17 protein-coding genes and 3 pseudogenes are annotated in these 24296 nt (G+C 44.1%); 10 read left to right on the top strand and 10 right to left on the bottom strand.

Going from position 1 to position 24296, the window contains the following annotated elements:
* Nucleotides 1-17 precede the first annotated feature (17 nt).
* From TZ48_RS04865 to TZ48_RS04820, 10 genes and pseudogenes are all read right to left on the bottom strand, one after another.
* Nucleotides 18-1438, bottom strand: a pseudogene (locus TZ48_RS04865) (mannose-1-phosphate guanylyltransferase/mannose-6-phosphate isomerase).
* A 74-nt stretch (nt 1439-1512) separates the two neighbouring features.
* Nucleotides 1513-2409, bottom strand: a complete 897-nt coding sequence (gene rfbA, locus TZ48_RS04860) for a glucose-1-phosphate thymidylyltransferase RfbA (RefSeq protein WP_112478437.1) — start codon at nt 2407-2409, stop codon at nt 1513-1515.
* A gap of 94 nt (nt 2410-2503) precedes the next feature.
* Nucleotides 2504-3415 (bottom strand): dTDP-4-dehydrorhamnose reductase, encoded by a 912-nt coding sequence (gene rfbD / locus TZ48_RS04855; RefSeq protein ID WP_112478436.1) that lies wholly within the window; start codon nt 3413-3415, stop codon nt 2504-2506.
* A 36-nt stretch (nt 3416-3451) separates the two neighbouring features.
* Nucleotides 3452-4384 carry a glycosyltransferase family 2 protein gene (locus TZ48_RS04850; RefSeq protein WP_112478435.1) on the bottom strand — a complete coding sequence of 311 codons (933 nt, stop codon included), beginning with the start codon at nt 4382-4384 and terminating at the stop codon, nt 3452-3454.
* Nucleotides 4381-5172, bottom strand: a complete 792-nt coding sequence (locus TZ48_RS04845) for a glycosyltransferase family protein (protein ID WP_112478434.1) — start codon at nt 5170-5172, stop codon at nt 4381-4383. The genes TZ48_RS04850 and TZ48_RS04845 overlap by 4 nt, the downstream gene beginning before the upstream one ends.
* Before the next feature lie 71 nt (nt 5173-5243).
* Nucleotides 5244-5828 carry a dTDP-4-dehydrorhamnose 3,5-epimerase gene (gene rfbC, locus TZ48_RS04840; protein WP_476723313.1) on the bottom strand — a complete coding sequence of 195 codons (585 nt, stop codon included), beginning with the start codon at nt 5826-5828 and terminating at the stop codon, nt 5244-5246.
* Nucleotides 5829-5851: 23 nt separating this feature from the next.
* Nucleotides 5852-7009, bottom strand: a complete 1158-nt coding sequence (locus TZ48_RS04835; protein ID WP_239670710.1) for a KpsE/RkpR family capsule polysaccharide export protein — start codon at nt 7007-7009, stop codon at nt 5852-5854.
* A 491-nt stretch (nt 7010-7500) separates the two neighbouring features.
* Nucleotides 7501-8118 carry an ABC transporter permease gene (locus tag TZ48_RS04830; RefSeq protein WP_239670709.1) on the bottom strand — a complete coding sequence of 206 codons (618 nt, stop codon included), beginning with the start codon at nt 8116-8118 and terminating at the stop codon, nt 7501-7503.
* 21 nt (nt 8119-8139) lie between these two features.
* On the bottom strand, nt 8140-9936 hold the full coding sequence (locus TZ48_RS04825; RefSeq protein ID WP_112478433.1) for a polysaccharide biosynthesis/export family protein: 1797 nt from the start codon (nt 9934-9936) through the stop codon (nt 8140-8142).
* Nucleotides 9936-10346 carry a hypothetical protein gene (locus TZ48_RS04820; protein ID WP_162674495.1) on the bottom strand — a complete coding sequence of 137 codons (411 nt, stop codon included), beginning with the start codon at nt 10344-10346 and terminating at the stop codon, nt 9936-9938. The genes TZ48_RS04825 and TZ48_RS04820 overlap by 1 nt, the downstream gene beginning before the upstream one ends.
* A gap of 430 nt (nt 10347-10776) precedes the next feature.
* Here TZ48_RS04820 and TZ48_RS04815 point away from each other — a divergent pair.
* The 10 genes and pseudogenes from TZ48_RS04815 (at nt 10777) to TZ48_RS04760 (ending at nt 24259) form a co-directional block, all read left to right on the top strand.
* Nucleotides 10777-11734: pseudogene (locus TZ48_RS04815) on the top strand (DHH family phosphoesterase).
* Between the two features lie 309 nt (nt 11735-12043).
* Nucleotides 12044-12301 carry a hypothetical protein gene (locus TZ48_RS04810; RefSeq protein ID WP_239670708.1) on the top strand — a complete coding sequence of 86 codons (258 nt, stop codon included), beginning with the start codon at nt 12044-12046 and terminating at the stop codon, nt 12299-12301.
* Nucleotides 12302-12574: 273 nt separating this feature from the next.
* Entirely contained in the window at nt 12575-14272 is a 1698-nt protein-coding gene (locus TZ48_RS04800) for a YjbH domain-containing protein (protein WP_162674494.1), read from the top strand.
* A gap of 27 nt (nt 14273-14299) precedes the next feature.
* Nucleotides 14300-14854: an outer membrane beta-barrel protein gene (locus tag TZ48_RS04795; RefSeq protein WP_112478428.1), complete on the top strand. Its 555-nt coding sequence runs from the start codon at nt 14300-14302 to the stop codon at nt 14852-14854.
* Between the two features lie 76 nt (nt 14855-14930).
* The gene (locus TZ48_RS04790) at nt 14931-16751 is read left to right on the top strand and encodes a hypothetical protein (protein ID WP_162674490.1); all 1821 of its coding nucleotides are present in this window, start codon (nt 14931-14933) and stop codon (nt 16749-16751) included.
* A gap of 1203 nt (nt 16752-17954) precedes the next feature.
* A complete protein-coding gene (locus TZ48_RS04785; RefSeq protein WP_112478426.1) occupies nt 17955-19091 on the top strand; it encodes a polysaccharide export protein in 1137 nt (378 codons plus the stop codon).
* Between the two features lie 30 nt (nt 19092-19121).
* Entirely contained in the window at nt 19122-19568 is a 447-nt protein-coding gene (locus tag TZ48_RS04780; RefSeq protein WP_112478425.1) for a low molecular weight protein-tyrosine-phosphatase, read from the top strand.
* A 60-nt stretch (nt 19569-19628) separates the two neighbouring features.
* A pseudogene (locus TZ48_RS04775) lies at nt 19629-21777 on the top strand (polysaccharide biosynthesis tyrosine autokinase).
* Nucleotides 21778-22341: 564 nt separating this feature from the next.
* Nucleotides 22342-23508, top strand: coding sequence for an O-antigen ligase family protein (locus tag TZ48_RS04765; RefSeq protein WP_112478423.1), 1167 nt, complete (start codon nt 22342-22344; stop codon nt 23506-23508).
* Complete coding sequence (locus TZ48_RS04760; RefSeq protein ID WP_112478422.1) at nt 23489-24259, top strand: sulfotransferase family 2 domain-containing protein; 771 nt, start codon at nt 23489-23491, stop codon at nt 24257-24259. Before TZ48_RS04765 ends, TZ48_RS04760 begins: the two co-directional genes overlap by 20 nt.
* Nucleotides 24260-24296 lie beyond the last annotated feature (37 nt).

The raw sequence follows: 24296 nt of genomic DNA, 5'->3' as shown, positions 1-24296 counted from the left end.
TATAAGTTCCTGATTAGCTAATATTTGTCTTTTTCAAATCCGTATATGTCTTCGAGTCGTTCGATGTCATCCTGACCTATGTAGCTACCCGTTTGAACCTCGATCATCACTAAGGGGATATGGCCTGGGTTCGCAATAGAGTGCTCAGCACCAACGGGAATGTAGGTCGATTGATTTTCGGTCACTATTGATTCTTGACCATTACAGGTTACCTTCGCGGTACCGGATACAACAACCCAATGCTCGGCTCTGTGGTAATGTTTTTGTAGTGATAGTCGGCTGTTGGGTTTAATGGTCACTTGCTTCGACTGGTAGCGGTAGCCTTTTTGTAGCAAGTCTATTTTTCCCCATGGGCGATAGATGGTTTTGTGCTCGGTGGCTTCGCTGCGCTGCGCTGCATTGAGTTGCTCAACGATTGTCTTTATGTCTTGAACGCGGGATTGATCTGCGACCACAACTGCGTCACTTGTTTCCACGATGACTATGTTTTCTACACCAATAGCCGCAACCATTTTGTCTCTTGCATCGATAAGAGAACCCGAGACATCAATTGTTTTTACATCACCACGGATGCTGTTGTTTGCATCATCTTTAGGTGAGGCCTCCCAAATGGATGACCAAGAGCCGACATCACTCCAGCCCGCATCAAGCTTGACCATAGCGGCTAAAGTCGTCTGTTCCATGATGGCATAATCAATCGAGTCGTCTGGGCTAGTAAGAAATGCATCGTTGTCTAGTCGGGTAAAGTCAATTTCTTTAATTGAACCTTCAATCGCGCGCTGACAAGCGACAAATATATCTGGATTGTGTTTTTCTAGTTCGGAGAGGTAGACGCTTGCCTTTACAAGGAACATACCACTGTTCCAGAAGTATTGCCCTGAAGAGAGGTACTCTTTTGCGGTCTCGAGATCTGGCTTTTCTACAAATTCTCTGACATGAAAGCAATCGGAGTCATTGATAGGGTTGCCGGAATTGATATAACCGTAGCCAGTTTCTGGCTTATCTGGGACGATACCAAAAGTGACGATGTGCCTTGTTTAGCACAAATTAGCGCTTTTGACACTGCGGCTTGAAAGACATCTACATTGCGAATGACATGGTCAGCGGCCAGAACTAATAAATACGGGTCTTGCTGCTTTTGGACGGCATCAAAGGCAGCAAGGGCAATTGCCGGAGCGGTGTTACGGCCTTGAGGTTCAAGTATGATTTCACCGCCTAGTTTGTCGATTTCGGCAAGTTGCTCTGCAACGATGAATCTATGTCCCTCGTTACAAATTACCGTCGGCTGCTGGCAATCCAGTCCTTCTAGGCGAAGAATGGTCTCTTGCAGCATGGTCTGCTCACCTACCAAAGGAAGGAACTGTTTTGGGTGCGCTTTTCGAGATAATGGCCACAAGCGAGAGCCATTGCCACCTGACATTATTACGGGCAAGATCATTGTTTTACTCTTGTGTGATTTTTAATTCTTTATCTGGTTTTAAGCCGAACCAGAATTTGCGTCTAAGTTGTAAACTAAAACACTTTGTTTTCTAGAAGGTTTAGTAAGTATGTACCATAGCCTGACTTAACCAGAGGAGTGGCAATATCACGAAGTTGTGCATCATTGATATAGCCTTTTCTGTAGGCAATTTCTTCGGGGCAACATATTTTTAAACCCTGGCGCTTTTCTATTGCTCTAATGAAAACAGCAGCGTCTAGCAGGTCATCAAGGGTTCCTGTGTCAAGCCAAGCCGTGCCGCGCCCCATAATCTCCACTTTTAAGTTTTGTTGGCTCAGGTATTGGTCGATGACGTCGGTAATTTCAAGCTCACCTCGTGCAGAGGGTTTTACGCTTTTGGCATACTCAACCACGTTATTATCAAAAAAGTAAAGTCCCGGTACTGCGTAGTTTGACTTAGGTTGCTTCGGCTTCTCTTCAATAGATATGGCAGTACCGTTGTGATCAAATTCCACTACACCATAGGAAGTCGGATTGGCAACGTGGTAACCAAACACGGTTGCGCCTTGTTTTTGGCCATTGGCATTAATTAGTGACTTAGCAAGGTCGTGACCGTAGAAAAGATTGTCACCTAATACGAGAGCCGCTGGCGCGCCATCTAAAAACTCTTCTGCGAGGATGAAAGCTTGGGCTAAGCCGTCTGGGGTGGGTTGTTCCTTATAATCAAAACGAATACCCCAATCAGAGCCGTCGCCAAGTAAATTTTGAAAGCGCGGTAACTCTTCTGGCGTAGAGATGATGAGGATCTCTTTGATACCCGCTAACATTAAGCTTGAAATCGGATAATAGATCATAGGCTTGTCATATACTGACATTAGCTGCTTACTCACGCCTTTCGTCAAAGGGTAAAGACGAGTGCCTGAGCCTCCAGCAAGTACAATGCCTTTGCGAGGTGTGTTGGAGTTTTCCATGATTAAGCTCTTTGTAAACGTTGTTTTTGTATAAAATGTTAGCTGTTAGCTGTTAGCTGTTAGCTGTTAGCTGTTAGCTGTTAGCTGTTAGCTGTTAGCTGTTAGCCTCTCGCTTCTCGCCCCTAGCTTTCAGCTCATCCATCATCGCTGATAGTTGTTTGCGCCAGTGTTGAGTTTGTACTCCGCTGTGCGCCTCTGTGCTCGCCTTATCGATTACGCTGAAACTCGGGCGTTTTGCAGGCAGAGGGTAAGCGCTAGCAGGGATAGGGCGCACGGGGATGGACTTATCGAGCATCCCTTTTTCTATGGCTAGCTCTTGAATAGCTGTTGCAAAATCGTACCAAGATGCCACGCCAGCATCAGTCCAGTGTAAGATTGTGCTGTCAGCTTCAGGCTTAAAGCTGTCAGCTTTCGCTGTTAGTGCCCATATAAGTTGTGCTAAACCTTTGGCCCAAGTTGGTGTACCCACTTGGTCGTAAATAACGCCCAACTCTGGTTTTTCCGCCATTAGGCGAAGCATGGTTTTGACAAAGTTATTGCCGTGCGCAGAGTATACCCATGCGGTGCGAATAATGGTGGCGTTTCCACCAAGAATGTCGGCAATTTTCATGTCACCCATTAATTTGGATGCGCCATAAACGTTGATTGGGCTTGGGGTGGCATCCACAGAGTAAGGCGTGGTTTGCTTGCCATCAAACACAAAGTCGGTAGAAACATGGATCAGTTTTGCGTTGATCTCTTTACAAGCTAATGCTAGGTTTTCGCTGCCTTTTTCGTTGACGGCATAGGCAATGCTGCTGTCGCTTTCAGCATTGTCTACCGCGGTGTAGGCGGCGGCGTTAATAACTAGGTCAGGTGATTCTTGCACCAGAACCTCGTATACACGAGCGGTGTTAGTGATGTCTAGCTGTTGAGCGTCGAATGCAACCCAATCAATATGACTTGGTGCCGTCTGCTCCAGTTCCCAAGCCAGTTGGCCGCCTTGACCCGTAATTAATACTCTCATAAATGTCCTTGAATGGTATTTCGGTTAGCTTTTTTGCTAATCTCGTTTTCCTACTTTGTTTTTAAGGCCGTGCCAAGTCCCTTGCAGCATTGCAGTCATGTGGTGGCGTTTGTTGTTAGTAAACAGAGAGTACACGATAAATCTGGGCACCAATTTTAATAGCTCTGTTCGCTTCCAAACTCGAGGCACATAGGAGCGCTTCAACATATGAATGAGGTTGCGAAAATAGTAGTAGTGACGAGTCGCAGAATGGTTCACCATGTTCACGCCAAATACGGATACAGGTTGTATTCCCAAACTGTGTGTCAGTTTGGCTGCGGGAATAACATGAATTTGATAGCCCTTTGCGTTGGCTCTCAGTCCCCAGTCGATATCGACAAAATCAATAAACAGCGACTCGTCATGAGCACCTATGTCGTGATAATGAGCCAAGCATAGGTAACTGCCCGATGTAATCGTATAGCTGGCCCACTCCATATGTTGCGGAGCTCTCAGACGAGAAAGCTGCGATCCTTGTATTTGAACTATGCGCCCACAGCGTTGCAAGTTAGTGTCATAGTAAACAGGAGCGATAGCCGCTACTGGTTTTGCGAACTGTTTCTTACATCGCGTTAGGTGGTCGCGAGCGGCTCGCATATGTCGAAAAAACTCGCCATCCGGCCTCGAATCCTGATCAAATAAAAAGCACCAATCTGCACCGTGATTGAGGGCGTAATCAATACCATCGTTAAGTGCTTTGGCAATACCTAAGTTATCATTGTTGGCAATATAGTGCTTGAACTGTGCTAAATGCTGTTGTGTGTCCAATTCTTTGATGTTGTATGGTGTGTTGTCGACAACAACAAGTTGACCATTGCTTTGCTGGTATTGTTTTTGTAGCCAAAGTGCATGCTTGATAGCATCTTCGTCGGGGAAGTAGAAAACAATCACTGCCCAATCACATAGTTGGTTTAATCTAGCGTGCTTCATTGAGGCAAGTGCCTTTTTAGTCCTTTTACCGATAGCAAACGTTTTGAACTTAATGAGTAGATAAACACACTTTTCACATGCCAAAAGAACGCTCGTGAAAGAAAGCGTTGGCTACTTCTCCTGCGATGGTGAGAGGCGTTGACATTACTCAGAAAGGTCACGGGAATGCCTTGTTTACTTGCTCTTCTGCAAATGTCGATGTCTTCACAGTACAGGAAAAACCGTTCGTTCATTCCATCTAATTGTTGGTACACCAGTGAAGTAAACGCCAAAAATGCCCCGCTAGCCCAGTAGCGCTCAGGTAGTTGACTTGGTTTACTTTTATCTATGACGCTACTTCGATCGTTGAATAAATAGTTTTTTGTGAACGTCAGTATTGATGGGTATCTACGTAGATTGTCATCATAGATGGTGTGCTCGTGATCCAAGAATAAGTTGGGAGCCGCTATTAATGGCTTGCTTTTTTCCAGCGAGATGATGAGTTGCTGTAAAGCAAGAGTGTTGATGTGTACGTCGCAATTAAGAAGAACGAAATAGTCATCGTCGCGCATCCCCAGCTTTTTAGCTTCCCAAAAATTAAGATTGTTATTGGTAGCAAACCCTGCCCTTGTTTGATTTGGGAAGTAAAGAATACCGCTGCACTCACAGTGTTTTTTGAGTGCTTGGCTATTCTGATTGTCGCGGCAAAGAACCGTGATGTCGGGGTGGTTAGCCAATCGTTTTAGCGTTTGAAACTTACGAATTAATCGTTCGTGACCATGCGAGACCGCAGAGATATATAAATGCATTCTGTTCCTTAGATGTTATCTCAATTGTCACATGGGTTTTATTCTTGATGTTGCAGTAGCACAGCGTCCAGTCAAGCTTTAAAAGGCTGGTGCTTCTGTAAATTTGAGGCCTGTCTCGTCTTTGGCTGATAGGCTGGGTGGCAGGTTGTCAACCAGTGGCCACTTAATGTCCAGTGAAGGGTCATCCCATTTAATAGATACTTCAGCATTCGGATTGTAAAAATCCGTGCATTTGTAAACGAACTCGGCTTCTTCTGAAGTGACGTAAAACCCATGGGCAAATCCTTCTGGCACCCAAAGCTGTTTTTTGTTTTGCTCAGAAAGGTAGACGCTACCCACTGACCAAACGTTGGTGAGTCTTTTCGCATGTCAACAGCTACGTCAAACACTTCGCCTTTTACGACTCGAACCAACTTACCTTGAGTGTTTTCGGTTTGGTAGTGTAAACCGCGCAAAATACCTTGGCTGGATTTACTGTGGTTTTCTTGCACAAAATCACGCTCTGCACATTGTTCGTTAAACGTAGTGGTTCGGAAGGTTTCCATAAAAAAGCCACGCTCGTCACCAAAGACTTGTGGTTCAATGATTTTAACGTCTGTAATAGCGGTGTCGATAATCTTCATATGTGTATCTTTTGTCAAATATTGCTGGTACAAGGATTCGCTACTTAAGCGCTTTGCTATTTAAGCTCGTAGATGGTCAGTAAGATAATGCGACCGATTGCAAATACCATGCTCGCTAAAATCGCAAACAGGGTGACGTTATAAACAACCTCCGGGTACTGATTGTCCTCTGGCGTCGTTGCTGATTCCACTGTGACGAGGTATTTAAGCTGACGATATGCCTCAATGCGTGATTTCTCAAGAGAGATCTGTGAGGCAGTGTAGGCTTGCAGCGCTAGCTCCATTTTTACTCTTAAGTCTGTAAACGTGGCCAAAATTTGGCTCACTGAGAAGCTTTTGCCTTCTGATGTCGCGAGTTTGGTACGTTCAGAGAGCAGCTGCTGCTCTAAAGCGGCAATTTCATTTTGCAACATCTGTACTTGAGGAGCTTGTGCGCTCATGATTTGGCTAAGCCCAGTGAGTTCGGCATTTTTTGTGGCAATTTGTCCTTCTAGGCCATAAGCAATTTGCTGAATTGCCGCGCCCTCTGCAGTAGGGTCGATCAGGTTGTACTTTTGTTGAAATCCAAGTAAAGCGGTTTGGGCATCACTGAGCTTCTGCGCAACAATCTCGTGCTCACCTTGAATAAAGGTTAACTGCTCCTGTGCCAGTTGATGACCAATGGAGTTAATGTACCACTCTGCTCGATTGACTATGGTTTGTGTCAGCCTTTGAGCGTACTCAGGGCTAAAGGCTTGCCCAAAGATAGTAATCACGCCCGACGCAACGTTGACTTCGACTTTGACGCGCTTTTTGTAGTACTCAATTAAGGTTTCTCGGCTATCGTTGTCGTGCACGCGACTAAAATAGTCGATGCTCGTGTCAGCAAAGTGATCGCGCATACCAAGCTCACGATTGAGGTATTCGATCATGTCATTGGAATAAATGTACGCTTTAACAAGCTCAGAGTCTGTTCCTTGGGAGCCACTCACGCCCAACCCGCTCAGAAGCGCCATTGAGGCATCCATGGTTGCCATACCATCTGGTTGCTGAACGGTTACTTGAGCTTGACTCTCGAAGCGCTCGGAGGCCCAAAATAGTTGATATGCAGCAAATAGTAGCGTTGGAATAAGCACCAAAGCAATAAAAGGGCGTCTTGATACCCATTCAACCAAAGGGCTAAAAGGGGCGTGCCAGTTTGGCGCCTCCTCTGACGCATTGGCTTTGGAAGGCAATGCTTTCTTTGTCTCCGTATAGTCTTGAGAAGGGAGAGTGCTCTCAAGGGGGCGGGTGTTGATTTGTCAGTTTGTGTTGCCTCTTGCGAACTGGGTTGGGCTACCTTTGGCTGCGTCGGCATTTTTTGTTGTTGCGTTTTTAAATTTTTGACTCTAAGTCGAATGCGGTTAGCAAGCTGTGGGTCGCTACTATCGAGTTGCTTGGCTTCGTTCATTAAGAATTCTATATCATTAAATTCTACTGGCTTTACACTGAGCCTAAACTCGTTAAATCGTTGTTCAATCATAGGTACTTTTCAATCTTAACTGCTTTAGAGTTTTTACTTATCGGCTAATGGCTTGTTTCCAACCTACGTGATAGCAAGCTAGTGAAAAGAACACCAATACTATGGTAACTGTGTCTAGGTAAAAGTAACTCACACCTTCAGAACCGTAAGCTGGGTAGGCGGCGTAGCGTATAAGTTCGACAGCATGGAGCAGTGGGTTCCAGTCTAGGTAATGCCAATATTCTCTGGGGATATCTTGAAGCTAAAAAAGATGCCGGAAATAAAGAAAATGGGTCTCATTGCTAGACTACGCAGCTTATCCAACTCTGGAACGTAGCAAGATGCTAAGGCTGAAATTAGCCCTAGGCTAGTAGCAATTAACCAAACGCGAACCACGATAAGTATTACCTCGATGGGGTCATCCATTTGGGTTTCCATCTTCAAAAATAGGCACAGAACGGCAATAGTTAATATAACAAAAACCTTGACCAAGAACTCGAAGCCTGCAATGGCGATAACTGAGCTAATTGGCTGCACCTGCCTAAAAGCGTACAAGGGTTTGTTTTTTTTTATCGATGCAGAAACAGTTTCAATCATGCCCGTTAGAAACTGAACTAAAATCATGCCATAGACCATGAAGAAAAAGGTCGGGATGCCGTGCGTGTGTCCTCCATCCATTTTTCCGCGAATAAACGATAATAGTAAGATAAAACTAACTGGTGAGATAACGCTCCATGCAATCCCTAGTTTATCGTTAAATTTACTCTTTATTTCACGTAAAAAGATGGCAAAGATGACGTCTTTCCAAATAACGAGCGTTGAGCGTTTTTTTACAGTGGCCATAAAATATAGTCGTTATTCGGGTTAACGTCGTAGCGCAACGTTGGCCGAAACCGCAATTTGATAAACGATCTGAGTAATATCCTTAACCGCTTGCATGGTCTTGGTGTCCACTTTTGGTAGCACGAGGATTTGGTCGCCTTTGCGGATCTCTTTGTCATTTCCAAACTCGACCAGCCCGTTGGCGCGAACAATGGCAATGCGTTGATCTTCGGCTCGTTCAGTAAACCCGCCTGCCCAAGCCACATAATCATCAATGGTCGCATTCTTATTAAACACCACAGCTTGTGGCATTAACACCTCTCCACCGATAGAAATCAGGTCGGTTTTGTATGGAATGACGATTTGGTCGCCTTCTTCGAGCATAATGTTAGCGATGTTGCCATTTTCGGACACAATCACTTTACCAAGTGGTTCCACTTTTCGCGCCTTTTCTGAAAATTGCAGCACCATTTCAGCTTCTTTGGCTCGAATGGCCGCTTCACCATCGGAAGAAGCTGGCGCAGTAAAGACACTTCGCTCTAGTCGGTCGAGAGAGTCATTGAGTGTTTGTTTTTGGCGTGCAGCGACACTTTTTCTTTGGATGTAAATAGAGCCGTAATCAGCCAGTTCTGGGTTGATAGGGATATAATGCAACAAGTCGTGAAGCTTAGCGGTTTTTTTGACGGCAAAGTAAGAAGGGCCTAAATAGCTGCCCATGACTTGAATATCCATCACCTGTGCATGTAAGTCATCGTTATAGAAGACTTTGTCGCCATCCTGTACTTCAAATTCAAGGAAGTCTTTGTAGGTAAGGTAGCGTGAGAATGGGCCACTTTCTCTGTTGCCAACCACCCCAACGTGAGAGATTTTTGCCAGCGGTCGGGCATACTCAGAGAGTTGGGAGCCTAGTGCTTTGTTGCCGTCTAGCTCGAAACGGAATGGGTTTCTTGCGCCACCTGCTACAACAACGGCAGATTTTTGTGGTGAGACTAAAATAGTATCGCCATCTTTAAAACTCACCTTTGGAAGTTTGCCACTGCGAATAAAATCATAGAGGTCAACTTCAGCAATCACTGAGTTGTTACGACGTACCTGGATATTACGATAACTGCCGCGTTCCGAGTCAATACCGCCGGCACGTTTTAAAAAGTAGAGCAAAGAATCGGAAGCCATGCCAGCATATTGGCCTGGACGTATTACCGGTCCGCTTAGGTAGATGCTCACTGGCGTCGAGGTCAGTAGATTAACGTAAACACTGACATTCCGAGTGTAGATGGTTTTGATTTTGGAGCTTACGAGAGCGTTGACTTCGCTTGCTCTGACATCTTTTACTTTGATTGGGCCAACGTTCGGGATAAAGATATTACCTTGGTTGTCCACTGTGGTGACATCGGAATAATTCACCGCGCCCCAAAGCCATATGTTGATTTTGTCACCAGCGGCGATCAGGTAGTTGTCATTTAGGCCGTCACTTCGCTCGGTTTCGTAACCGCCGGCAAATAGGTTAGCGCCATAAGGAGGAGGTAGTGCTTCTCCGGATGACGGCAGTAGCTCTTTAACGTCGACTTCTCCCGGAAGCAGCGTGCCATTACGCCCGGCCGTATTATAACTGCCCATTTCGAGTGCTTTGGTTGGAGAGAGCCCGGCTTGGAGCTGCGAAGAAATAGCGACTTGTGATGAGGTGCTAGTGGCAGGAAGTGAAGTGGCTCCGGTTGGCACTGCTGTTGTGCTTGTGTTGTTGCCCATTAACTCTGGCGGAATGGTTACCGCAGATACTGAGGTACAAACAACACTTAGTAGCAAGGTGCCTAGCCGAGAATATAATTGCAATACTGACATTATTGGATCTTAATTATTGTTGATGATTCAACGATATCGTCGGTTAAAAACCACGCTTTCTCTGTTTTCGTTGAATTCGAATCGGTAGTGACTATTTTTGCGCAAGCAATGCGTGTTCGATTCTCACTATTGTGGTTAACCATCTGTAGCGAGCGACATTCTTGCCCGAGTCCTGAGGTGTAGGGCTTACCAACCTCGATTGACAAGCCATTAGCGTCAATTTTTGTTGTATTTGGGTTGGTTAAGGCTGGCCAGTACTTTGCAGGCAGCTTTTCGCCTAAGTTAACCATATTAGGTTCGACAAGTTGAACTTGAGCTTCTACCTGGCGCGGAGCTTGCGCGCAGCCGGAGATTGCAAACAGGGTTGCAACCATGATGGCGAATTTGGAGTTTGAGTTGGTGATATTCAAAACGCAGATCTTACTAGTGGTAGCGTTGAACACGCTACCGCCCTACGGTATTGCGTTATCCATAACACGCTTCAAAGTTTGAGGAGGAAACTCTTAAGACAAATGTACAGTCTACCTCAATAATGTTACCGAATTGCTATGGTGGTAATAGAGGTGTTTACGTGGTGAAAAATTTCCTTGATGCTACTCATTATGCAACGCGAACGTTGGAAAGAGCAGTCGTTAAGATACAGTAGCGCTGGTTATGATTCAATATGACTGGTCATAAATTATGTTGTTAAATGAGTGAGTGGCGAGTTGTTAGCCGTTGTGGTTGGGTTTGCCAAAATAGAACATTTTTTACTAGAAATATTTCAAATTTGCTAAATGATACTAGCTTGAGTTACGTTATTAACGGTTTCAGAATCGACAGAGTGTTTGGCTTAAATATATGAAAAATTATGATATTTTTAATGGTGACGCCGATGGCATCATCGCACTATTACAATTGAGATTAGCTTCTCCTAAAGAGTCAAAGTTAGTGACTGGTGTAAAGCGGGACATTAATCTGGTAAATAAAGTAAACCCTAAGGCCGGTGACAAACTTACCGTGTTAGATATTTCAATGGAGAAGAACCTAGAAGCCCTAGAAAAGGCTCTGGAGGTTGGAGCTGAGGTATTTTATGCCGATCATCACCGAGCTGGAGAGATCCCGGAGTTTGAAAACTTGGAGGCTCATATTGATCTGGATCCCAATATCTGTACTTCTTTGATTATCGACCAACTATTAGGCGGTCAATTTCACGATTGGGCGATTACCGCTGCCTATGGTGATAACTTAATTGCAAAAGCCGATGAGTTGGCAATCAACGCAGGCTTTAATGAAGAGCAGCGCGACTTCCTTAAAGAGTTAGGTACTCTTATTAACTACAATGGATACGGTGCAAGTGTCGATGACTTACATTTTGACCCGGCCAAGCTGTACCAAGCGCTATATCAATACACATCTCCATTCGATGCAAAGAATGACCTAAACTCCCCATACTATGCGTTAAAGCAAGCCTATGAGGCGGACCTAGCTGATGCTCTGGCTATTCAGCTACTCATGAAAGTGAAAGCTTAGCCGTTTATGAGCTCAGAGATACTGCCAGCTCCAGAAGGATTAGCGGTGTGTATGGCAATTTGCTCGCCAACCAATCTCCTGAAAGAGCGCATGCGGTTTTAACAAGTAACGCAGATAAAACCTATACCGTGTCTCTTCGGGCGCCGTTGGCGAACAAACAAGGTGCAGGAGACATATGTGCGCAGTTCGAGACGGGCGGGGGCGTGCCGCAGCTGCTGGCATAAATAGTCTACCGAAAGCGGACTTATCTGCATTTATCGAGAAAGTAGAGAAACACTACACTTAGTATATTTATCAAATCATTAGCAAGCTGAGCAGTGGAACATTGCTCAGCTTTTTTATGTATTTTTGGAACCAATCGCACATATTTGTGATTAGCGTCACAAATATGCAACCCATTGAGTTAAAAACATAAACAGTACGTAATCTGTACGATTTAATATGCATCCAAATTATATTTTGAAGTCGCATAATACATATGTGACCGGTCCACTTCTGGACAAGTAGTAGGGTGCAGTGGCACATGGAATTTTGTGTACAACAAAAATGCAGTCGTGGCGTTATTAAATTAACGCCCTCTCATGTGACTGTGTTTATGTTTCTTTTTGGCGCGAGCGTAATTAACCAACCAGCATTTGCTGAAGAGTTGGTGTTTGAGGGTGTCGATAGCTTTAATACTTCTATGGCTCAGACGGGCGGAACGGGTCTTTTAAGGACGCCACACGCAGAGGCGCTCGAGTTCGGCCAAGTATTCGCTAGTTATAACATGGAGCAAGGCGTAGATAATTCTATTGCTTATCACAAGGGCGCTCATAATACTATTTTGATGGGTTGGGTATTCTTCCTCATGTAGAGTTTGTGGTTCAAAATAGTCATAAAGACATCAATGGTCCCCTTGGCAGCCTGCTACAGGCAGCGATCTTTCTTTTTCAGCCAAGGTTGATGCTGGATGGTTTATTCCTGAAGATTGGTTTCAGTTTGCGTTAGGTGTCAATGACTTCGGTGGAGAGGTGAGTTACCACAGCAGTTATTATGCTGTATTCACGAAACAACTCGCCAATTTTCGTCTATCAGCAGGTCTGGGTCATAACTCAACCAAAGGCAAACACCCTAAATCGGTAAGCCATTGTTGCATCAAATGGGTAAGGACTACTTATCGGGCCCTTTTGGTGGTATTGAATATCAGCCATGGCCTTGGATGCAGCTTATTACAGATTATGACGGCACGGGCATGAACGCCGGGATTAAGTTATACACGCCCTCATCATGGTTGCCTTACGGCGCAAAAGCAAATCTTACCTTTCAAGCTTTCAGCGACTCTTCTACCAAAGATAGAGATAATCAATGGATTGGAGCAGGGCTTTCTTTCCCTCTGGCCGGATCCAATAACGCCCGTCGTTATGCTCGAACTGAGAGCAACAGCCAAGGTGTTGATACACAACAGTTAACATTGGCCCTAGAGAGAGAAAAACAACGCCAACAACAGGTTATTGAGTCTAAGGCAAGCGACCGGTCATCTAGCTCGGCGGAAGTTGTTGAAGATAACGTTGCTGAAGATAATACAGCCCAGAAGCTATCTGAGCACAGCACAGATTCGAATCAATTGGGAAGCTTAGCCAGTTTTCTCGCTGATTACGGTTTTGAGAATGTCTCAGTGGGTTCAACGTCTTCACATTTGGTGGTTAAGGTTGAAAATAACTTGTTCAACAGGAACGAAATTGATGCAATTGGTGTTGTTTTAGGTTTTATGAGTGAGCGCATTACTCAAGACGAATTCCGCCTGATATTGCTAAACAACAATTTGCCCGTCGTTCAAGTCTCTGGAACAAAAGAGGAACTGTATCGCCTTTTCCAGGGCACGGTATCTAACCGTGCTATTGCTATGCCACACTTGATAGTAAACACCGACCGTTTTAATGGTGATGCAGATGTGACTTGGCAAGAGGTTGAGCAAAATGACTATCGTTTTAAGCCAAAGGTCATTCTCTCGCCTAGTTTATATTCAAACATTGGCACCGAATGGGGCGTGTTTGACTACTCTCTTGCTCTCTCTACCAACGTTCAGGTGCCGGTATGGAGTGGTGGCCTGGTTGATGTTCGCCATATGCTTCCACTGTCTCACTCAGACGACTTTGCCGACGGGCGCCGTTTCGGGAATAGCAGGCATACCAACACGGTAGACCGGATTTTATTCCACCAAGGCCTAAGACTACCTTCAGGTATTATGGCTCAGGCCAGTGTCGGACAAATCGCCACAGACTATCAAGGTGGGACGGGTGAACTACGCTGGCAATCACCGCAAGGGACTCACAAATTTGGTTTTGAAGCCTCCTATTATCAAAATAAGCAAAATAGAGACGAAGATGGTGCCACGCCAATACTTGGACACTATCGTTATTACTTCGACCAGTACGATTGGGCGATAGAAGCAAACGCAGGGCAATATTGGGAAGGGGATAAAGGCTTTACTCTAACCAGTAAGCACTGGTTTGGAGACACCGCAGTCAGTCTTTATTTTCAGCATACAGATAAGAGTTTTGCTGGCCTAAATTTATCGTTTCCTCTTTCATTCAGAAAAAGCATGAAGCCAGATCCGATTCAAATCAGAGGAATTGAACAATGGACTTGGGGTTATAGAACGATGGTGGGTGAGTACAATGCACTTGAAGGAACACTTGCTAGAACCTCTGATCTTCAAAATCAAATTGACCGCAATTACTACAACCGAGATCGATTATCGGCGAAATACATTAATGCCAACTTAACTCGCTTAAAAGATGCTTATCTTCAGTTTAAAGATGATAAGTCGTCCAGTAGTAATTAAAGAAGATCAAATATAAAGGACGAAAAAATGAAAAAACAAACGCAGTGGAGTTTAGCTCTAATCGCTTCTATTGGCGCGCTATATGCTAATGCTGCAACTCAAGAGCCAAGCTATTATGTTGGCGCTAAAATTGGCGGTGGACATGTATCGCAATTAGACAACACAGTGACGGATTTAACCAGTGTTGATAAAAATGTCACAACATGGTCGGCGTATGCCGGTATTCGTGCGCTTCCTTGGTTGGCTGCTGAAATAGGATATGTCGATTTAGGTAAAATTTCTTTAAGTGATGTAGATGGAGATTATACCGCAACGGGTGTCGATCTAGCAGCAAAGGCCATTTATAACATAAACGACAAATTTGACCTCTTTTTCCGAGCCGGTGTCTTTGTTTATGAGTGGAAAGCAAACGGCAATAATGTGTGCTGCAACGATTCGTATGTAACAGGAACTGTTGGGGCGGGCGTTGAATACCAACTCGCTGAAAAATGGAGTGCTCTGGTCGATTATAAGTACTACCCGAATGTGGGTGGAACCCCCGACTTTCATACCTACAGTATTGGTGCGCAATACACCTTTTAAGACCCAGAGAGACAGCTGTCTTATTTCAATTGGATTCTTGATAGGCAGTGACAGAAGTAAGGACAAAGCTTAGAAAATGAAAAAAACAATGGTAGCGACGTTAGTCGGCCTAGCAATGCTAACAGGCTGTGAACGTTCAGATAATAGCAACTCAGTAAATATTCCACCGTCTCAAGCAGAGGCATTTAACTCCCCATATACCATCTTTTTTGAGGGGATGGGCGAAGGATCTATCGTTGGTAAAGATGTGACGTTTAGTTTGTCACCAGCATCGGTAGTAGACACATTAGCGATTACCGGCGCCGAAAAGACCGACAGTGTATCTGCGCAAAATTCTGCGGCGACGCCACCTGTTAGCTTTAAAACCAGTACCGGCAGTTTTGTTGTTTCTCGTACTAGTGAGTCGAGTATTGATGAGATCACCTTGGAGCTAGTCGTTAAAGCAGATGGCTACTTTACTTCGGGTCAAGCGATCATTATCCCAGCTGAAGCTGACATCACGGAAGAGGGCGCTGGCTTTAATGTGTTGTCATTAACACCGCTGGTGCCAGAAACGGAAAAAGTCGCAGTCACGGCGACGGAAGTCAAAGCAGCGACGAGTGAGACTGGGGTGGTTCAGCAGTCGCTAGTCATTGAAACGCCGGTTCCAGAAGAAGGCTCCGCTAATGAACAAGCCATTGCCGGCGGGACGGCAAAATTAGATGTTCCAGCCAACACCACATTAACCGATCGTAATGGCGAACCAGTAACAGGCAATATTACAGCAAATGTTGTCTATTTCTCGAATGAGCCTTCGGGGGTGACTGACCTATCGACCGATTCTGCACTTCTATCATTCCCTGGTGGCCTGTCACCAACGGAAATCCTGGATGAAAGTGGTGAGGTTGATCCAGAGCTTTCTGGTGGTACTTTTGTCTCTGCTGGCTTTACAGCGATTGAAATCCGCAATGACAAAGGTCAGGTAGTGTCTAGTTTTGAGCCGCCGATTGATCTCACATTCCAAGTGTCAGCGAAGACAATAAATCCGGAAACGGGCAAAGTCGTTGCCAAAGGGGAAACCATACCAGTTTGGTCATACGACGAGGTAGCGGGTCAGTGGAAAGATGAGGGCACCGCACTCGTCGGTGATTACAATGCAGAAACGGACACCTTTACCGTCACTAAGCAGATTTCTCACCTATCTTACTACAACCTTGACTACTGGTTGGGTCGTAACTGTCGCGCTAGTTTCACCATTGAGGGAGGCTCGACCGACAATTATCAACCATCAGTACTGTTTGTCCGTGACGGTGGTGGTTGGAGTAAGCGCAGAACGGTAAGCGGTTTTGGAAAACATACGTTTAACAATATTCCGCAAAGTGGTGAAGGCACTATCGCAATCACGCGTTTTCGTTCTTCAAATGCTTCGAGCTTAATTGAATCCGCAACGGTCAACGGGCAAGCTATCCCTGTCAATGAAGATGGCACCTTGACGCATAACTTCTGTAATCTTAATGGCGCTAATATCAAACTCAAGTCTGAGGCTATTGAGATGGCAAACTACTCTGTATCGCTACAGAGTAAATGTGCCGATACAGGTGAAGTTACACAGCAGCCTGGTATTGCCTATCTCTATAAGTTCATTGGCGATCAGAAGTTTTCAGTAGGCTCATTCAGTATGAACGCTGGCGTAGCTAAGCAACTTACGTTGGAGCCAGCCAAGTATGAACTGCGTGGCCTACTACGAGGTAATGTAACCGGTGAAACAGATACAACTAAGCAGTTTACCCTAACAGCCGGACAGACATTGGTGGATACACTTGATTTCAACGCGGGTCAATGTGGTACAACCGGTGGTGGTACTGGCGGCACTGGTGGTACCGGTGGTGGTGGTACCGGTGGTGGTACCGGAAGCTAGTTTAGAGCGGTTACTTTCCAACTAATGACGATAGAGGCAAGAAGTCTACCCTGCCTCTTTTGTCACATTCCTAACCGTTGATAGTGCTCTCAATAGATTGTGACTTTTATCTCAAACACCATGTTTCTATATTTATGCAATATGTAATAAGCGCATGAATAAAAAGCAAAAACATGCGGTATGGCGTACCGCGCCAGCGTTATGAGACTTAAGTCACATTTCTAAAGTTGCATATGCATCTCATATGTCAAATAATGAACGTGTATGGAACGGACGTCACAGAATCCTTTGATGGTCGCATCCTCAGGATTGTATTGAATGGAACAAAATGGAATGAGTAGCACGGTCAGCAACATAAGTCGTTAGTTAGCTGCTTAGAAGCAGTTTATCTGCCTTGAGTTAACTTGGATTGAGACGTCGACAGATAGAGGCCGTCGTGAACTCCACATCAAGGAGGTGTCGCGTGAACTTTAATCATTATTGCCCCAACTGCAAGAAAGAAGAGGTGGCGTCGAGATTAAAAAGGTCTTTCTCAGAGAGAACGTTCTCCCACCGAGAGATGTTTAAGTGTCGATGTCAAGAATGCGGAACGATCTATTTTTACGACCCCATCTCCCATGAAGAGCACGTAACAGAGAAAGGAACAGACAAATAAAACTATCTCTAGTGGTTATATAGATCGAGTCATCATATACACCATCTCGCAAGAGTAGTAAGCGAGTAGGAAGCAATAATTCCATTGCTTCAAAAAAGTATGAGTTGGATCTTGCTCTTCTTCAGTGTATTACAACTGCAATATCGGTAATCTCATAGATATTTATTTACGGTAAATCTTAGCTTTTACATGTTTATTGAATGCTAGCATTTTTATAGCGCTTGGCAGGGATTGCTTTGAATCGTAGAAAACAACAAGGGAATGTGCTCGGAGCGGTGGAGCGTTAACATCGTAGGGCGGTAGCGTATAAAAAATTTATGGTTAGTCTTGAGTAATGCGAGGTTCATCTCGGTTTGCGCGGGTCGTCGTACATTATTGCAAGTTAATCATCTTGACTATTTGTCTCAATATACAAAGAATAGGTGTAATTTAAGGCGCTATTACTATTATTAGCCAACTCGCTGCGCTGCAATGACGACATGCAATGAGAACAGCGAAGAGTAATATGTATGGCCTTTGTTAGTCAGTTATTCTGGATTTTCTTTTAGATGGAAACTAAAAAACTATTATCAGTCATGATCGCGTTGCCGCTAGTCTTGACCGGATGCACATTACCTGGCGGCCATATCCCATTAAATAATAAAAATGTAGTCATTAACCAAGGCGAGAGTACCGATATATCTGCGCTGGTGGACGTTTATCCGTTAACGCCCGAGCGAGTTTCATCGTTTAAGTCACCTCAACCGGAATCAAGATCTAACCCTGCACTCGATCTAGAAATAGCTCAATATGAGTATAAAGTGGGTGCTGGTGACATTCTTAACATTACCATTTGGGATCACCCTGAGCTGACCATACCTGCGGGCTCATACCGAAGTTCTGCAGAGGCAGGTAACTGGGTAAGTTCCGATGGAACTATCTTTTACCCTTATATCGGATTAGTCGAGGTCAAAGACAAAACCGTTAGAGAGATACGACAAGAAATTGCGGCTCGGCTAGCGGAATATATCGAAAGTCCACAAGTCGACGTGAATGTCGCTGCGTTTCGATCCAAAAAAGTCTATGTGACCGGCGAGGTCAAAGCAGCGGGTCAGCAACCTGTGACGAACATTCCCAAGACATTGTTGGATGCCATTAACGACGCGGGTGGATTAGCGGAACAGGCTGACTGGCGCAACGTGACTATTACGCGTAATGGTAACGAGCATCGCATCTCCCTTTACGCATTGATGCAAAAAGGAGATCTAACCGAAAATCAGCTGATGCAACCCGGTGACATTATTCATGTGCCACGCAACGACGCCCAGAAAGTGTTTGTCATGGGTGAGGTAGGAAAGCCTCAAACGCTCAAGATGGAGCGCAATGGCATGAGCCTAACCGAGGCATTGAGCAGTGCGGGTGGCATCAACGAAGTTGCAGCCAATGCGACGGGCGTATTCGTGATCCGTCCTATCGAATCTAACGAACGCTCCGAGAAAATTGCCCGTGTCTATCAGTTGGATATGCAAGACTCGACTGCTCTGTTTTTAGGAACTGAGTTTGATCTTCAACCCTACGATGTTGTTTACGTGACTGCGACGCCATTGGCACGTTGGAACCGACTGATGACTCAATTACTGCCAACATTAGCTGGTATCAAAAATATCGGCGACGCGGGCGCTTCGTTCCGCGGTTGGACGGATTAAAAATGCAGTTGCTAAGGCACAGGAAACGTAATGTTCGATAAAGTACTGGTTGTTTGTGTAGGCAACATATGCCGCTCTCCTATTGCAGAGCGGGCTATGGCCGAAAAATTGCCAGGTAAGACCATCCACTCAGCCGGTATTGCTTCTCAAAAAAGTGGATTGGTCGGTAAACCAGCTGACAGCAAGGCGACGGAAGTCGCGGCGCAACATGGGCTGGATATAACGCAACATACATCACAGCAACTTACGCCCCAGATGTGCAGTGACTACGACCTCATTCTCGTTATGGAAAAGGGGCACATTGAAGCGGTAAGTAGTATTGCTCCTGAGGCACGCGGTAAAACGATGTTATTGGGTCACTGGAATGGACAACTGGATATTCCGGATCCTTTTCGTCAAAGCAAAGAAGCTTTTGATCATGTTTTCAAGCTTATCGATGACTGCACCCAGCGTTGGTGTATCAAACTGGGTGGCTGACACAAATGTCACCTGATCACAGATTCTCCAATTAGATTTAGACCATAAGAAGTTACAACCATGAATCAGCCTTCAAACCACACCTCTCAAGTGGCAGACGACGAAATTGACCTAGGAAAACTCTTTGGTATTTTGCTTGATGCAAAATGGCTCATCATTTTGGTCACCTTTTTCTTTGCTGTCCTAGGTGTTACGGTGGCACTGTTAAGCACACCTATCTATCAGGCAGATGCACTTGTTCAAGTCGAAGAGAAGTCATCGGGCGTACCTGGTCTATCTGACATCTCCGATATGTTCGCGACAGAAAGTTCATCAGATACCGAAACACAGATCATTAAATCTCGCATGGTATTGGGCAATACGGTTGATAAACTGCAGCTCACCACCAAAGTGGAGCCTAAATATCTACCATTCATAGGTAAAGGCATAGCAAGGCTAACCGGTGCGACAGCGCCTATCTTTCAAGTGGAGCGCTTTGAGGTTCCTAAAGAGTTACTTGGCAAGCCTATGCTCGTGTCTATTGCAGAGCAGGGGAGTTATCAGGTTATTTGGGATGATAGTGTGGTACTAGAGGGCACGATTGGCGAACTTGCTCAAGATAATGGTATTACATTAGGAGTGAGCGCGATTGACGCACCAATCGGCACCGAGTTCCTGATTACCAAAACAGCCAGATTAGTGACGATTGCAGACCTTAAAGATCGCTTGAGTGTCTCTGAACAAGGTAAAAAGACCGGTATTTTGCGTCTAGTACTCGAAGGCGAAGATCCAGAGTTGATTCAATCCATCGTCAATAGCATCGCTTCTGACTATTTAATACAAAACGTTGAGCGTACATCAGAAGAAGCAGAAAAAAGCTTACAGTTTTTGCGCGGCCATTTACCGCAAATTCAAGGTCAATTGGATGCCTCAGAAGGCAAGCTGAATCAGTTTAAAATTGCCAACGATTCGGTTGATCTGGCACTAGAGGCAGAGTCTGTGTTGAAAACTATGGTCACCATTGAGTCGCAGCTCAATGAGCTAACCTTCAAAGAAGCCGACATTGCCCAGCGTTTTAAAAAGAGCCACCCAGCCTATATCTCACTCATCGAAAAACGTAAGACTCTTCAATCAGAAAAGCTGCGCTTAGAAAGCATGGTAGCGAAGATGCCAGCTACACAGCAAGAAGTGATTCGACTCAGTCGAGATGTAGAAGTGAACCAAGCCATCTACCTGCAACTGGTAGAGAAAGTGCAAGAGCTCAACGTGATGAAGGCGAGCGCTATTGGTAACGTTCGTATATTAGATTACGCAGAGACGCTAGAAGAGCCAGTCAAGCCAAAGAAGGCTATTATCGTAGTGATTGCCACAATGTTGGGCGGTTTCCTAGCTGTCGCTTATGCATTAGTTAGAGAAGCGTTCCATAAAGCGTAGAGACGCCGGACCAAATTGAAGCCATAGGCCTCCCAGTGTATGCCAGTGTGCCAAAGTCCGATATTCAAGTTCGCCTAAACGTGCTCCAGCGCAAGTTGGGCAAAAAAGCCAATATTGATCAGTTGTTGGCGGAGACAAATCCCGCAGATCTGTCCATTGAAGCGCTGCGAGGTCTACGCACCAGCTTGCACTTCGCAATGATGGAAGCGAAGAACAATATCTTAATGATCTCCGGTCCCTCTCCTTCGGTTGGTAAAACGTTTATCTCAACCAACTTTGCTGTCGTTGTTGCTAAAACCGGCCAGCGAGTGTTGCTGGTAGACGCCGACATGCGCAAAGGGTACTTACAAAGGCAGTTTGGCCTAAAGTGGGATGACGGCCTATCGGATTATCTGAGTGGCAAAATAGAGTTGCCTGGGGCGATAAAAGCGAGTGGTATTGAAAACCTAGACATCGTCACTCGTGGACAAACCCTCCAAACCCTTCTGAGTTATTAATGCACCAACGTTTCGCTGATTTTACCGAATGGGCACAGCAGAACTACGATTTGGTCATCATTGATACACCACCCATTCTTGCAGTAACCGACCCAAGCATTGTTGGGGCTTATGCAGGAACCACGATGTTAGTTGGTCGGTTTGGACAAAATACCATTAAAGAAATCGAAGTGACCAAACAGCGGTTTGAACAGTCTGGTGTGGAAGTGAAAGGGCTGATTCTCAATGCTATAGAGCGTAAGGCATCAAACTCTTATACATATGGTTACTATAATTATGCATATGTCATTGAGACCTAAGAAGTACGGAGGTTATTGTTTATATGTATGGTTTGTATTGTTTGACATGAGCATGCTGCAAAAAACACGATGGTGATTCTTGCAGTACACAGGAAAAAAATAGCGTGGCAAACAAGAAACCAGACTAGCTTTAACGAACAAGGATTAACGTGTTAAGGAATTGTTGAATGCAACACTCTCACATTGGTTGGTCGAGTCGATGCATTGGCCCTTGGATACAACATTTGGTGAAGATGCTTGCCGAATACGCACAGAAGAGAGCGTAGAAAATTTCGTTAGGATCAGACTGATGTGTTTAAACATGCTGAAGAGTGAAACGACTTTGAAAGCGAGTATTAAACACAAAGGAGCAATGCGTGCGATAGACTCTGAGTATCTTTTGAAGGTTATGGCAAGCCTTTACTGACGGGGATGCTCATGATTTTTCGTTTAACCATTGGCTTAGCATGTGTTTAGGCTAAAGCCTGCCCTAACAGTCAAATATTAGTAGGGGGTTTATGTACCTAAAAATAAGGAATGCATTTGTGCCTGTTTTTCTTTTGCATCTAATGATGGGGATGGTAAATGAGAACATTAGAGGTGCAGGGGGGGGCTTCCAGTAGTGGCTTAGTCAATATCGCCACCATAATTCTTGTTGCGACATTAATTTTTAAACTGCCAAGATATAACATTCACAATAATTATAGTTTCAGGTTGGTATCTGCACTTTTATTTTTTTCTTTACCTTCCCTTATATTAAATGACTTGTCAAAGATGGTTGAAGTGCTTATAAAAGTGTTGACTATTCTATCTGTCGCATACTTGGCATATTTGGCTTTCTTTAAATCTTCAAAAAGCATAGAGAAAATGATTGATTTAATGTTTCTCTTAGGGATACTCTCCGGTGTTGCATACACTATAACTTCCGGGGCAAATTTTGATGCTAATAGAGCGGTAGGCGAAAGGTTTTCGTTTCTGATATTTGAATATCCTCATAGCGCTGGTATGTTTTATTCTTCCTTAGTGCCTGCATATATACATCTAACAAAGTCTAAAACGAAGCTCGATAGACTGTTTAGATACTCTGTTATTGGTGTGGTAATGCCGTTAGTAATATATTACTCTGGTGCTAGGGTAGCAATCATATGTTATATATTTTCTATAAGTGCATACTACTTATTGTCTTCAGGATTTAAAGCAAAGTTGGTATATTTAGTTATTGCTTCTATATTGGCTGTCTATATTAATAATGTGAATAATGACGCGGTGTCAACTGTGGCTGAAATTGATAAAAACTCAATACAGAACTATATTGATGATGATAGATCTTATTCCGAAAACTCGATACATACGAGAGTGAAAGTTTGGTATGTTATGTGGGATCAGACCGTAAACGGCAAGGTATTATATGGTAATGGTTATAAGTCTTGGTCGGAAAAATATATGAGTTATCATAAGCTAGCTTCATCTCAGAGCGACTATTTTACATATTTCTTCGAGCTTGGTATTTTCGGTTTACTATGGTTGGTTATGTACAAAGTGCATTTGTTGTTTTTAAACTATAAAGATATTGTGAGGTCAAGCCTTTTAGGTTGTCTGACTGTTGGTATTTGTGTTACTTCAATCTTTGGAGGAATGACTGAGAACTTTGAAGGCTATGCCTCTACTTCCTGGCTTATTCCTATGTTGATTGGGGCGACATGGGCAAAAATAAAAAAGGAAAAAGAAAGTAATGAGAGAAGTGTATATTAGCTATTTTTCCAATGTAATTTTCATCGTTAAATCTGGGCTAAAGATGTTCAAAGATGGTTTGAAAGCGAAGTTGCTAAATTTGAGCATTGATAAAGAAGAGTTTTTTAAAATTGATGAATTAGATGTAGTGTATCTAGTTAACTCTAAAGTGGCATGCTCTTCAATAAAAAAAAGAATGTTACAAATAGCTGGTGAGGATGTGGAGAATTTAAGCTATAGGGATATTCATAATCTATCCGTTATAAAAGGGTATAGTGTATTTGGGAGTGTAAATAATATACGTGAGTGCTTTACTTTTGTAAGGAATCCCTATGCTAGAATAGTTTCATTGTACTTAAATAAGTTTGAGGACTTTGAAACCATCAGGAGAAAAGGTTTTGAATATGATAACTATTTAGGTGGTTATTTTAACTTCGATGATTCATTTGAAGAGTTTGTAGAGAAAGTCTGTAAGTTAGAAGATGTTGTTTCAGACAGGCATTTTAAGTCCCAATACTATTTAATTATGGTGGATGCAAAGTCAGTAAAAACTAAATGGAGTCGTATAGAAGATAAAGCTAAGGTAAGTGAAATGTTACAGGAGTTTGGGATTGGTGAAATAGGAAACTCGAACAAAACCAAAGATTATGACTATAGATCATTTTATAATCGCAGAACCTATCAGTTAGTTAGTGAAAGATACAAAAAAGATGTTGAGTTTTTCGGGTATCAGACTGAAGATTACGAATTGAAAGAGATGGTAATTAATTGAAATGAAGTTACTCTATCATACAAGGGATAGGTTCCCC

Source organism: Vibrio variabilis, from assembly GCF_003263785.1.
Classification (GTDB): domain Bacteria; phylum Pseudomonadota; class Gammaproteobacteria; order Enterobacterales; family Vibrionaceae; genus Vibrio; species Vibrio variabilis.
The sequence above is the reverse complement of the archived record's forward strand: the minus strand, read 5'-3'. Positions and strand labels throughout refer to the sequence as shown.

Excerpts from the sequence above, each read along its gene's own strand:
- TZ48_RS04845 (WP_112478434.1), bottom strand. The coding sequence starts at position 5,172 with ATGCATTTATATATCTCTGCGGTCTCGCATGGTCACGAACGATTAATT.
- TZ48_RS04795 (WP_112478428.1), top strand. The coding sequence starts at position 14,300 with ATGAAAAAACAAACGCAGTGGAGTTTAGCTCTAATCGCTTCTATTGGC.
- rfbA (WP_112478437.1), bottom strand. The coding sequence starts at position 2,409 with ATGGAAAACTCCAACACACCTCGCAAAGGCATTGTACTTGCTGGAGGC.
- TZ48_RS04790 (WP_162674490.1), top strand. The coding sequence starts at position 14,931 with ATGAAAAAAACAATGGTAGCGACGTTAGTCGGCCTAGCAATGCTAACA.
- rfbD (WP_112478436.1), bottom strand. The coding sequence starts at position 3,415 with ATGAGAGTATTAATTACGGGTCAAGGCGGCCAACTGGCTTGGGAACTG.
- TZ48_RS04765 (WP_112478423.1), top strand. The coding sequence starts at position 22,342 with ATGAGAACATTAGAGGTGCAGGGGGGGGCTTCCAGTAGTGGCTTAGTC.
- TZ48_RS04830 (WP_239670709.1), bottom strand. The coding sequence starts at position 8,118 with ATGGCCACTGTAAAAAAACGCTCAACGCTCGTTATTTGGAAAGACGTC.
- TZ48_RS04850 (WP_112478435.1), bottom strand. The coding sequence starts at position 4,384 with ATGAAGCACGCTAGATTAAACCAACTATGTGATTGGGCAGTGATTGTT.
- TZ48_RS04785 (WP_112478426.1), top strand. The coding sequence starts at position 17,955 with ATGGAAACTAAAAAACTATTATCAGTCATGATCGCGTTGCCGCTAGTC.
- TZ48_RS04780 (WP_112478425.1), top strand. The coding sequence starts at position 19,122 with ATGTTCGATAAAGTACTGGTTGTTTGTGTAGGCAACATATGCCGCTCT.
- TZ48_RS04760 (WP_112478422.1), top strand. The coding sequence starts at position 23,489 with ATGAGAGAAGTGTATATTAGCTATTTTTCCAATGTAATTTTCATCGTT.
- TZ48_RS04810 (WP_239670708.1), top strand. The coding sequence starts at position 12,044 with ATGTTTCTTTTTGGCGCGAGCGTAATTAACCAACCAGCATTTGCTGAA.
- TZ48_RS04825 (WP_112478433.1), bottom strand. The coding sequence starts at position 9,936 with ATGTCAGTATTGCAATTATATTCTCGGCTAGGCACCTTGCTACTAAGT.